Raw genomic sequence first — 12621 nt, forward strand, 5'->3', positions numbered from 1 at the left:
AATTTTTAACCTACTAAAATTCTCATTCTATCAAAATAATCAGGACAGGTCTTGCTTATAGCTTCTGAATTATTTATGATAATACCATCATTTTTTAATCCTAAAAGAGCCAATGACATAGCAATCCTATGATCATTAAAACTATCAACTTCCGCTGATTGAAATTTACTCCTAGAAGGAGATATTAAAATACTATCTTGTGTTGTTTCAACATATACTCCTAGTTTTGTAAGTCCTTCTGCCATAGCAGATACTCTATCAGATTCTTGCCCTCTAGTATGACTAAGCCCTGAGATATAAGTGTCTGAATCAGCAAAACATGCTATTGTAGCTAAAGTCATAAAAGTATCTGAGAAATTACGCATATTAACATTTATACCTTTTAATTTTTCAGTTCCTGTGACTTCTACACCATCGCCACAATACTTAACTTCACAACCAATCATTTCTAAAACATCTAAAAACTTAATATCTCCTTGCTTGGATTTTTTAGTTATATTCATTACTTTTATAATAGATCCTGTAATAGCTGCAAATGCCCAAAAATATGAAGCTGTTGACACATCTGGTTCAACAACATACCTTCCTGGCGATGTATAATTAAATTTTTTAGTAGTATACATATTATTCTCAATGTTAACATCTATACCAAACTCAGCCATAACTTTTGCAGTCATATCTAAATAAGGTTGCTTATGATCTGTAATCGAACTCAAAGCTAAACCTTGTTGCATAAATGGTGCTACCATAAGTAAGCCAGACGCAAACTGCGAACTTTTTTTACCATCGACCTTAATACTACCACCCTTTAAAGAATCTGCATTAATAGTTAAAGGCATTGCATAATTCCTCTCATGATATAAAGCTTTCATCCCAAGTTTTTCTAACGGTTTTAATTGATCTGCCAGTGGCCTTTCCATCATTCTTTGTTTAGCATAAACATAATAATCACCAGATTTTTGTACAGCACACATAGGGATTATAAATCTAGTTAGAGTGCCTGACTCATTACAAAATATTTCTGCTTTTTGATTCTGAAACTCTCGACTACAACCTAATATTGTTAATTTTTTTTCACTCTGATTGTGCTCAATCGCATAACCAAGTGCTTTTAAAGCCGCAACGCATGCTAAAACATCTGCACTATTTGGTAGATTTTCAAATTTGGTTTCACCATCAGCCATAGCAGCAATGATTAAAGATCTATTTGAGATACTTTTTGAACCATCTAAATAAATATTTTGATTTATTTTTGATTCCGTTTTAGGTATAAAATCCTTCATTACTATTAAAAATAAGAAATTAAATATATAACGAATATATTACCATAAACAAATTAGTTTTTATTCATCATAATATGCTCTTATTAGTAGTTTTTTTTAAGAAAAACTTAACCTAAAAACTAAGTCAGTTATACAAACGTTTACTCATTATCTTTTATAAAAGACATATCGACTTTTTATATAAGAGCATACAAAATTAACTATATAGCTATTAACAAACATATTTTAATGAAAAATAAAAATTGCTTGGTGTCACACTAAAATAGTAAGTGTTGCTTTATGCCATTATCAAAAGATAAGATAGATAACACATCAAATATCTGTTGCAATAACTGTCTTAAAATAATCAACTTAGAACTGAAAACATGTCTTTAAAAGAATTTCAAAAATATACCCATATTCAAATACAGAAAAATGGTAAAATAAGATAATTAATTATAGTTCTTTGGATAATTAGATTTTCACGCTATTAAAAAACACGTAAATAAAATACTTTTTAACTTCTATTTTTAATAGCTTTTTTAAATTTGGCTAAAGCCTCTTCTTCTATTTGGCGAACTCTCTCTGCAGAAATCTTGTATTTAGCTGCTAAATCTTGTAAGGTCACTTTTTTTTCAAGTAAATAACGAGACATAATAATATCTTTTGTACGTATATCAAAATCACCTAAAACATCCTTTATGACCGCCTTAAAGTTATCATAATAATCCTGTTGTACTACTTGATGTTCAACATTTGATGATTTATCTTCAAGATATAGACTTTGTTGACTAGTCTGCTCACCCTCGTCATCTTTATAAGGAAGATCAAGACTAGCATCTCCTTGACACATTCTTTTTTCCATTTCGATAACTGTTTCTTCTTTTACATTAAGCTCCTCGGCTAACTGCTTTATATCTTCTGAGCTTAACCAACCAACCTTATTCTTAGAACTTCTAAGATTAAAAAATAGTTTTCGCTGCGCTTTTGTTGTAGCGACTTTTACAATTTTCCAATTCTTTAAGACATAATCATACATTTCAGCCTTAATCCAGTGAACAGCAAAAGAAACTAATCTAACTCCTTGTTCATGATCAAACTTACTTACAGCTTTCATAAGCCCAATATTACCTTCTTGAATAAGATCTGCTATTGATAAACCATATCCAGAGAAGTTTTTAGCAAGTTTAGTGACAAACCTTAAATGAGACAAAACTAACTGCTGAGCCGCATCTAAGTCTTTTTTATATTTATAACGTTTTGCTAACTCCTGCTCCTCTTCTAAAGATAAAATAGGTAAGCTATTAACAAAATTAAAATAAGAACTAAGATTATTATCAGAAACAACAGGTAAAGTTTTTGGTTTTGTAGCTGGTAATAACTTTTTTTTAGACATATTGACCCTACTAGATTTTAATCTACTGATAGTAATAGGACTGTCTTAACTGATTAACTTCTACTTGTTGCTTTTGCAATACATAACCAAACTGTTCTTGCATTTGTTGTATCATAGCATGTAATTGCGCTATTTTTTGATCTTGTACATTAACATATTCAACAAGTTTTTTTACCGTATTTTTTTTCTGCATGTAATTAGCATATTTTTGTTGCGCTTGCTTAAGCTGATCTAAGCTTACCCAACCAGTATTTCCGTCAGTTTTATTAACAACTTCGCACCAGCCAGTATTTTTACAGTAAAAAATACTGTAATGGTCTTGGGTTTTAAGTGTAACTTTATCAACAATTTGTGAAGTAGTATCTTCTTTAGTATAGATATCTACAAGTTTATGATGATCTTTATTTTTTACACATGTTGTCGTTTTTTGTTCCTGTTTTGTAACATTAGCAGGTTTATCACTAGACATAGCTAATCCTAAGCTAGCTCCAAACATCAAAAAACTAACTATCAAAATTATTTTTTTCATTACTTATCCTTTTTTAATCTCTTAATTTCATTATACATTATTTAATAGCTATAAATTATTAATAAATGTTAAAGTAGAGAAGTATCTTCCTTACTTATCTGCTTAGGTAGTAGAAATTCTCTATTTAAACCTAGAGCCACAGCTACTACTCCTGCTACATATATAGATGAATAAGTACCTATCACAATACCTAACATTAAAGCTAAAGAGAAATTATGCACTGAGCTTCCACCAAATAAAAATAGTACTACAACTACAAGCATTGTTAATCCAGAGGTAAGTATAGTTCTTGACAGAGTATCATTAATACTTCTATTTACTACATCCGTAACACTTGCATTACTCATTTTCCTAAAGTTCTCACGGACTCTATCATAAATCACAACAGTATCATTTAAAGAATAACCAATCACTGCTAAAATAGCTGCTAGAACTGTCAAGTCAAACTCTAACTGAAAAGCTGCAAATATTCCTAATATTACTATTGGATCATGCAATAAAGCTACACATGCACTTATACCAAACTTCATTTCAAATCTAGCACTTATATAGATCAATATACATACTAAAGCAATAATTATTGCTAAGACACCATTACTGGCAAGCTCTTTACCAACTTGCGGGCCAATATAGTTTACACTTTCAACTTTTGCATCTAAAGTAGTTGCAACCTCAGACTGAAGTTGCTGCTGAGCTATTTCTAAATCTTTAGCTTTAGCATTGACCTCATTAGGAGCAAATTTAATCAAATAATTATCATTATCTCCAAAAGTTGTTATTGTCGTATGGTTAAAGCCTATTTTTTCTAGTTTTTTAGTCATAACTTCAGAACCTAACGTTTTTGAAGTATATAACTGCACTTGATAACCACCAGTAAAGTCTAAACCAAGATTTAGACCTTTAGTAAATATAAAAAACAACGAGATAACAATCATAAGTATTGAAAAAGCAGTCGTATACTTTTTGATACCTAAAAAATCTATCTGAGTCTTTTGTTTAAAAAATTCCATTATAAACCCAACCTAAAATTATATTCCTATAGAGATTTTTTCTAGCTTCTTTTTCTTACCATAAACAAAATTAGTCATAGCTCTAGAAACAGTAACTGATGTGAACATAGATGTGACAATACCTATCATCAATGTGATAGCAAACCCTTTAATAGCACCTGTACCAATAAAGAAAAGTATAACAGCAACAATTAAAGTAGTAATATTAGAGTCAACAATTGTCGTAAATGCTTTCTCATAACCTATATGAATTGCACTTTGACGTGGCATACCTGCACGAATCTCCTCTCTAATTCTTTCAAAAATTAGTACATTGCCATCAATTGACATACCTAAATTCAATACGATACCTGCAATACCTGGTAATGTTAATGTTGCTCCTGGAATAATCGACATCACAGCCACAATAAGTACCAAGTTCATAATTAGAGCAATATTTGCAATAATACCAAATACTCGATAGTAAGCTAAGATAAATATAACAACAGCTAAAAGCGCTACTACTATAGATAGCATACCTTTTTCAATATTAGCTTTACCTAGACTTGGTCCTATTTGTGATTCTTGAACAATATGTACAGGAACTTGTAACGAACCAGACTTAATCATTAAAGCAAGGTTATTTGCTTCTTTTTGACTTAGACCCGTAATTTGAAAATGTGAGCCAAGTGCAGACTGGATAGTAGCAACGTTTATTAATTTCTCAGTTTTGTTAACTACATTCTTCTCTTTACCATTTTTCTCTTTAACTTTCTCATAGGTAGTATTAACCAGCATAACACCCATAGGATTACCAACATTCTTGCCTGTAATCCTTCTAAAATGACTAGCAGCTGACCTACTTAACTCAACCATAACTATAGGTGTACCTGTTTGACGATCAACAGATGGGCTTGCACCAATAATATTTGCTCCACCAGCTACAGGTGCACCTTTTAAACTATAGTAACTTTGATATCCTTTACTATTATCTAAGGTATAAACCTTATAGCCCTGCTCTTCTGTCGCTAATCTATCTGAAACTGGGTTGACTAAGTAAAAACTTGCCGTAGATGTTCCCCCTAAGATTTGCTTAGCTTGAGTAGCATCTTGCATACCTGGAATTTCAATAACAACACGATTTTCTCCAGCCTGTGCAACCGAAGCCTCTGCGACACCTAATGCATTAATACGATTACGCATAACTGTCACAACTTGAGATATAGCACCTTGATTTAATTGAAGCATCTTAGCACTATTATAGGTTACAAACACAGTATTACCTTTAGTTGTATAAGTTATATTAAGATCTTGAGTCTTTTTAAACTCAGAGCCTAAATACTGATTAAGTTTAGCAACACCTTCTGAGTTATCTAAAGTTATGGATATATAACCATTAGCAATATAATCCTGAGGTGCTTTAATACTAGATTTCTCATCTGCTTTAGTTGAACTAGAAACACCTATGTTATTATCTTTAGCTGCTGCTAAAATAACATTCAACGTATTATCTAACTGAGCATTTATTGCTGTCTTTGTATCAGCTTCTAGCATTAAATACATTCCACCACGTAAATCTAATCCTAAATTCATAGGGTTAGCACCTAATGCTGAAAGCCAACCAGGAGAGTTAGAGAGCATATTCATTGCAATAATGTAGTTACCACTTAAGCTTTCTTTTAATATTTTTTTAGCTTTAAGCTGCTCTTCCACATCTTTAAATGTAATTGAAACATTATCTTTGTTATTTGTTATGTGCGCCTTTTCATAAGCAACAGCGCTTTTATTTAAAGTATTCTCAATTTTAACTAACAATTGAATGTTAACATCACCATCTTTCTGCGATATTTGCAAAGCAGGGCTTTTACCAAAAATATTAGGTACTGCATAAAACAAGGCTAATGCTAGAATAAAAACTATTAAAAGGTTTTTCCATAATGGAAACTGATTTATGGGAAGACTTTTATTATTACTCATTGAAAAAAAATCCCTTTGTAAAAGAAAAAAGATTAAAAAATTTCTAGAATGGCTAATTACGCCTTAGTAGCACCTTTTGGTAAAATATTTGCCACTGCACTTCTTTGAACTTTTATAGTAACACTTTCTGCTACTTCTAGATCTACAAAAGTATCATCAATTTTAGTGATTTTCCCTATCACACCACCATTTGTTACAACTTCATCACCTTTAGCTAAATCTGAGAGCATTTTACGTAATTGTTTGCTTTTCTTTTGTTGTGGCCTAATAAGTAAAAACCAAAATATCGCAAAAAATACTACTAACATCAAGATTGAACTTAATGGACTACTTGCTTCTTGCGCACCACCTGCAGCAAAAGAACTTGAGCTAAATAACACAATAGCAGCTAGTGATAACAATATTTTTTTCATTTTCTCTCCTAGAGTTTTTTTTATTATATATCCTAAACATGTGAATTCTACATTAGTAACACTGTATTATCAATGGATATTCTCTTGCTAAATCATTAAGTAGCTATCCTATAGAATAGTATTATGCTATTACAGAGCCATAATAGATATTTCACCTAATATCTAGCAATCACAAATAACAATACTTTTACAAAATTTAGGGCTTGGAAATTATATTTATTATGGAATGTGGATACTTCCAAAAGAAGTATTTCTGCTTTTATTAGGTACTTTTTTATGATTTTTTTAACAAAAAATGTTGGATTATCTTCTATATTTAGTAAAGCTATAATTTATCTTTAACTTACTTATATAAGCTTTGTTATAGAGATTGATATCTTACTTGGTAAGGAGAAAAATGCTGTTATTCATACTAGCATGATTTTTTTCAGCGTATAAAGTGGTCTCAAAAGAACTTTTACCATTAACTGGTCTGATATCATCTTTCATGAGACTTATAAAGCCAACAAATCTGATCAAAATACCAATTTGAGCAAGATAACAAAGCAATCAGCTTACTTAGCAAAAATGGTTAATATGATATACAACTCTTAAAACTATAATGTCCCCAGAAAAAGCTACTGATTTTAGAAAGATTTTTATTCCTAGATGTTAAACTTAACTAGATAAATTAGGAAATAGATAAATGAGTAAAAAAAGAGTAACGTATACAGCTGATTTTAAAGCTAAAGTAATTATAGAATTGCTAGAAGGCGATATGACAGTTAATGAGATAGCAAGTAAGTATGATTTACTTCCTAAAAACGTGCACAATTGGAAGCAGTAATTTTTATCTAATGCTTGCTTAGCATTTGATAAAAGCTCTGTTGTTAAGGAGTATAAGCAGGAAATAGATGAGCTTAGAAAAGATAAAGATGCAACAAGTAAAAAACTAGTCGAGGTAATAGTAGAGAGGGATTTTTTAATGGGAAAGCTAAAAAGCTTGGTATCATCAAATGATAGAGTAAACTCTGTAGATACTAAGCTAGAATTATCTTTAAATAATCAGCTTAAACTATTATCTGTATCTAAGAGTGTGTACTATTATACACCAATATCAAAATTTAGTAGTAATGATGATATTAGACTATTAAATGCAATAGATTTGATACATACTAAACATCCATATTATGGTACGAGAAGGCTAGTAAAGTTGCTAAATAGATTAGGATTTCTAGTTGGAAGGAAGCTAATCAAAAGTGCTATGGAATTAATGGGTATTAAGGCATTGTATCCTAAAAAAAAGACAACTGTCATTAATAAGCAACACAAGAAATATCCATACTTACTTAATGTATTTAAAAATGAGACGAATCAGGTTGTTATAGATAAAGCTAATAAGGTATGGAGTGCTGATATCACGTATATTAGACTAGAATGTGGGTATGCATATTTAGCAGCCATAATAGATTGGCATAGCAAGAAAATACTAGCTTGGAAGATTTCTAATACTATGGATACACATCTAACAACTAGTGTGTTAAAAGAAGCGTTATTTAAATATGGTAAACCTGATATCTTTAACTCTGATCAAGGAACTCAATATACAGCAAAAGAGCATATTAAAATATTATCTGATAATAAAATAAATATATCTATGGATGCTAAAGGAAGATCTATAGATAATATTGCAATTGAGAGATTTTGGAGAACACTGAAATATGAAAATGTTTATCCGGTATCATATATAACTATGAAAGAGGCTAAAGTAGGTATCAAAGAATATATTGATATTTACAACAATGAAAGACTACATTCTAGTATTGGATATATGACTCCTGATGAAGTATATTCTGGTATTTTAGATGCTGCATAAAAGCAAGGAATAAAAATATTTTATAAAGTGGTATTGAATAACAGGGACAGTTTATTTTGTTATAACTATATAACTCTCTTGAACATCAATATTTTTATGAAATTCTGTTGCCCATGTACCAAGCTGAAGCGCTTTATACTGAGGTGCTTGACCAAATATAGGTGAGTTCTCTGGGCACTCATGATAATCTTTGCTAAAGCCAACTTTAACATGAGCAATCTTAATCCCATTTTTACGACCCCAAGCTATGATCTTATTAGCATTTTCCATGTTTAATAGACTGAGCATGATAAGCCCCAAAAGCACCTTCTTCATGAACAATTTCATTAATGAAGTCAGCAGCAATAATTAAAGTATTTTTCATTTTAAATTCTCCTTTTATTTATAACTATTTTTTCTTAATAACTGAAAGTATGCCCGCCGCACAAACAATCAATATACCAAAAACCTCTATACCAGTTAAATTTTTATTATACATAAACACATCTATCACAGCAGCCACAACAACGTAAAAGTACATACCTGGAGCTACAAAAGACGGGTCTACTGTATACTTAAAAGCTTTAACTCTAAAAAGATTGGAACTTACACCAAATATTACAATTACAATACCTGCACAAATTAATGGTGTGCTAGCAAATACATTTCTAACTCCTGCAAATGTAATATGAGTAAATGGTAAACCTATAAACATAAGGATACTTATAAATGTAAATATCCACAAGTTCATAGTAAATAAATTTTCTTTTTGGCTTGCAGTATATAGTACAGCTTGAGATCCTGCATTTAAAACACCTGAAACTAAAGCACTTAGAGCCCATATATCAGGATGTCATGACTTACCTCCTAACACTAGATAAATACCAAGAAAGCTCATTATTAGTAGTGCCCATGTACCTACATCTACCTTTACTTTATAAAAAATTCATCTAATTATTGGTATAAATAAAGGACTAGTATTAAATAAAAGTATTGGTAACAACAATGATGAGCTGTGTAACCCTAAAAATAAAAAATACTGCGAAGTGACAAGAAGAATAACTCTCATCAATATAGGCTTCCATTCAAGAGGACGTAGTTTATCAAATGATGAAATACTAACAATCCACCACATTAATATAGAACTTCCAACAAAGTACGTAAGCATAACACTATATATGGAACTACTAGACATCAGAAATTTAATAGCTAATCCAAATAACGTTATAGAAGTAGCTGATAAGAGCATCCAAAACATAGCAATACTGTCGAGTAATAGCCTCATTTACAGCCCTAAATCCAATAAATACTAAAATCAATAACTAAATAATACAGCTAACATACTTTAAAGTAAAACTACTTTAACTTTAACTTACACTTATGTAAGCTAAACTTACATAAAGACATGCGCTTATTATCAAAGTACTTTTAACTCCATATATAAGTCTAAGATTTTTTAATTATTAATAATATGCTACTAATATATACTATTAGAATCCCATATACCTCTAAAAAAATAATTGATATTCCATGAAAAACAATGTCCAATACAGCCACGACTATTACTGAAAAATAGAGCTAATTGAAGAAAATAAGGGCTAGTTTAGAATTTTTTACCATTATTTTGCATATAGAAATCTACTATTTAAGCTTTAGTTCTTTAGACAAACCGCTTATGTACTTAATCCTATTTTTGAGATCAGCAAATCTACTACCATCTAAATAATTTGTAATATTTGATATACATAAACTTTAAAAATTCTTATAAGTAAAAGATACCCATGGGTAAACCCGTGAAGCTCTATCTACGACCACATAGGTGATAGACATATAGATACCAATAATTGCAACCAAATATTGTCTTATAAAAATCCCAAAGGCAATAAGTGTTACTAAAAATATTATTTACTAGACTTATTAACTTAATCCCATTTTTTGGAATTACCCTCACCGTAACAGAACCATATAAATATTGCATAGCCATGTGAAATACTTTATCCTCACTATTACAATAAAAGTAAGTTTTTCTTACACCAAGATGATAAAAAAAACCGATTTACCTCCTTTAAACTCCTTACCTGTTTTTATAGCAGTAATGAAAACTAAAAGTTATACAAAAGTAGCAGAACAGTTATTTATGACTCACTCTGCAGTAAGTCAATCTATCAATAAACTAGAAACTAGAAACTAGAAACTAGAAACTAGAAACTAGAAACTAGAAACTAGAAACTAGAAACACATTTTGACAGAAAACTTTTTTTAACTCAAAAAAGAAGAATTGTAATTACAGATTTAGCAAAAGAATATTATTCAAAAATTGATCCTTTAATAACAGAAATATATCAGTCAACGAATATTTTCAAAGAACATCAAATGAATAAAGTTTCTATCAATTATCTGTCCACATTATGTGCTAATTGGCTAATCCCTAGGTTTGATAACATTCTTGAAGCATTTAATGATATAGATATACAGCTTATAACAAAAGGAACAAAAATTGATTTTGATAATGACAATATAGATTTAAGTATTGAATATGGCTCAGATGAGGAGTTTGAAAATAAAAATAGACAAAAACTTGCTTTTGGAGAACTAGTTTTAGTATCTAATATCAAACAGATAAACAAAACATTTGAAGAAATAATAGCTACACAAAAACTTATTTTTGTTAATGATAAATTGAGAGATAGCGACTATATTAAATGGTGTAAACATAATAATATAAGTGATAATTATAATAAAAAAATAGTTTTTAAAAACTCGATTCAAGCTATTAAAGCTTGTTTCTCAGGAATTGTTTTTTTTGTAACAGAAAAACTCTTAATTAGTGACCTTATTGAAAATGGCTTATTATACTTGCCTGAACAAAAAAGTTTATTTGCTAACAAATCTTATTATTTACTATCTAAAGAACCTAACTCTAAAGTTTTTACAAAGATGAATAAATTACTCCACTCTTTTCTAAACAAATAGTTTTACTTATAATTTTCTAAGAAATCTTTTCTGAATTCTTCAAACCTAACTTCTTCTATAGCTTTGCGGATATTTTCCATAAGATTTTGATAAAAAGTCAGATTATGAATAGTATTTAACCTTGATCCTAGAATTTCCTTGGTTTTATCAAGATGGTGCAAATAACTTCTGCTAAAATTTTTACAGGTATAACAATCACAATTTGGATCTAATGGCGAGATATCATCTTTATGTTTAGCATTCCTAATTTTTATAACTCCTTCTGAAGTAAAAATATGACCATTACGAGCATTTCGTGAAGGCATTACACAATCAAACATATCTATACCACGATACACAGCTTCAACTAAATCTTTTGGAGTACCTACACCCATTAAGTACCTTGGTTTATCTTCTGGCATTTGATGAGCAATATGATCTAATATTCGAATCATATCTTCTTTTGGCTCTCCTACGGATAATCCTCCTATAGCAAAACCATCAAAACCAATCTCTTCTAATGCAGCTAAAGATTCGTCTCTTAGGTGCTCATACATACCACCTTGAATAATACCAAATAATGCTGATTGATTATCTTCATGAGCATTTTTTGATCTTTTTGCCCAACGCATTGATAATTTCATAGACTCTTTAGCCTCTTTCTCAGTCGCCGGATATGGAGTGCACTCATCAAAGCACATAACAATATCAGACCCTAAGTCTCTTTGCACTTGCATAGATATTTCTGGAGATAAAAATACTTTTGAACCATTAATTGGCGATTTAAAAGTTACACCATCTTCAGTAAGCTTACGCATCTTACCTAAACTAAATACTTGAAAGCCTCCTGAATCAGTCAAAATAGGTTTATCCCAACCATTAAATCCATGTAAAGAGCCATGTTTTTTAATAATATCAGTACCTGGACGCAACCATAAATGAAAAGTATTACCTAAAATAATATCTGCACCCATCTCATTTAGCTCTACAGGAGATAATGATTTCACAGCACCATAAGTCCCAACTGGCATAAATGCTGGTGTCTGAATATTTCCTCTAGGAAAGCTTATCTTTCCTCTTCTTGCTTTGCCCTCTTTTTTGATTAAATCGAACTTCATTACAGTCATAAATCAAACCTTTTGAAATAAAAATTGATAAATAAGTCTTTTTAGGCCATTAAGCCTATAATAAAACTGCAAAAATAGCTAGCCAAGATATTACCTAGATAGTATTATCTTTTATAAGAATTCGAGTAATTTTAAAAAAATA

General features: G+C 30.3%; 11 protein-coding genes and 2 pseudogenes. 3 read left to right on the forward strand and 10 right to left on the reverse strand.

What is annotated here, in order from left to right:
* Positions 1–5 precede the first annotated feature (5 nt).
* From aroA to yajC, 6 genes are all read right to left on the reverse strand, one after another.
* Positions 6–1283: a 3-phosphoshikimate 1-carboxyvinyltransferase gene (gene aroA, locus CDV26_RS07230; protein ID WP_088772709.1), complete on the reverse strand. Its 1278-nt coding sequence runs from the start codon at positions 1281–1283 to the stop codon at positions 6–8.
* 496 nt (positions 1284–1779) lie between these two features.
* Positions 1780–2658, reverse strand: a complete 879-nt coding sequence (gene rpoH, locus CDV26_RS07235; protein WP_088772710.1) for an RNA polymerase sigma factor RpoH — start codon at positions 2656–2658, stop codon at positions 1780–1782.
* Positions 2659–2680: 22 nt separating this feature from the next.
* A complete protein-coding gene (locus tag CDV26_RS07240) occupies positions 2681–3187 on the reverse strand; it encodes a hypothetical protein (RefSeq protein ID WP_088772711.1) in 507 nt (168 codons plus the stop codon).
* Between the two features lie 68 nt (positions 3188–3255).
* Positions 3256–4197, reverse strand: coding sequence for a protein translocase subunit SecF (gene secF / locus CDV26_RS07245; RefSeq protein WP_088772712.1), 942 nt, complete (start codon positions 4195–4197; stop codon positions 3256–3258).
* Between the two features lie 18 nt (positions 4198–4215).
* Positions 4216–6153 (reverse strand): protein translocase subunit SecD, encoded by a 1938-nt coding sequence (gene secD, locus CDV26_RS07250; protein WP_088772713.1) that lies wholly within the window; start codon positions 6151–6153, stop codon positions 4216–4218.
* Positions 6154–6209: 56 nt separating this feature from the next.
* Complete coding sequence (gene yajC / locus CDV26_RS07255) at positions 6210–6566, reverse strand: preprotein translocase subunit YajC (protein ID WP_088772714.1); 357 nt, start codon at positions 6564–6566, stop codon at positions 6210–6212.
* A 685-nt stretch (positions 6567–7251) separates the two neighbouring features.
* On the opposite strand from yajC, the gene CDV26_RS13195 reads away from it, so the two are divergent.
* Together CDV26_RS13195 and CDV26_RS07265 are read left to right on the forward strand one after the other, a co-directional pair.
* The gene (locus CDV26_RS13195; RefSeq protein WP_088772134.1) at positions 7252–7392 is read left to right on the forward strand and encodes a transposase; all 141 of its coding nucleotides are present in this window, start codon (positions 7252–7254) and stop codon (positions 7390–7392) included.
* 63 nt (positions 7393–7455) lie between these two features.
* Positions 7456–8421, forward strand: coding sequence for an IS3 family transposase (locus CDV26_RS07265; RefSeq protein ID WP_245806570.1), 966 nt, complete (start codon positions 7456–7458; stop codon positions 8419–8421).
* Positions 8422–8475: 54 nt separating this feature from the next.
* Here CDV26_RS07265 and CDV26_RS07270 read toward each other — a convergent pair.
* The 3 genes and pseudogenes from CDV26_RS07270 to CDV26_RS07280 all read right to left on the reverse strand — a co-directional run.
* A pseudogene (locus CDV26_RS07270) lies at positions 8476–8785 on the reverse strand (cysteine hydrolase family protein); the annotation flags it as partial.
* Positions 8786–8809: 24 nt separating this feature from the next.
* Entirely contained in the window at positions 8810–9244 is a 435-nt protein-coding gene (locus tag CDV26_RS07275) for an EamA family transporter (RefSeq protein WP_338029173.1), read from the reverse strand.
* A 102-nt stretch (positions 9245–9346) separates the two neighbouring features.
* Positions 9347–9568, reverse strand: coding sequence for a hypothetical protein (locus CDV26_RS07280; RefSeq protein WP_157671535.1), 222 nt, complete (start codon positions 9566–9568; stop codon positions 9347–9349).
* An 870-nt stretch (positions 9569–10438) separates the two neighbouring features.
* Between CDV26_RS07280 and CDV26_RS13870 the strand changes: the two are divergent.
* Positions 10439–11373 (forward strand): annotated as a pseudogene (locus tag CDV26_RS13870) (LysR family transcriptional regulator).
* 2 nt (positions 11374–11375) lie between these two features.
* On the opposite strand, the gene tgt reads toward CDV26_RS13870, so the two are convergent.
* The gene (gene tgt, locus CDV26_RS07290) at positions 11376–12479 is read right to left on the reverse strand and encodes a tRNA guanosine(34) transglycosylase Tgt (RefSeq protein WP_088772718.1); all 1104 of its coding nucleotides are present in this window, start codon (positions 12477–12479) and stop codon (positions 11376–11378) included.
* Between the last annotated feature and the right edge of the window lie 142 nt (positions 12480–12621).

Source organism: Francisella halioticida (genome assembly GCF_002211785.1).
Lineage (GTDB): Bacteria > Pseudomonadota > Gammaproteobacteria > Francisellales > Francisellaceae > Francisella > Francisella halioticida.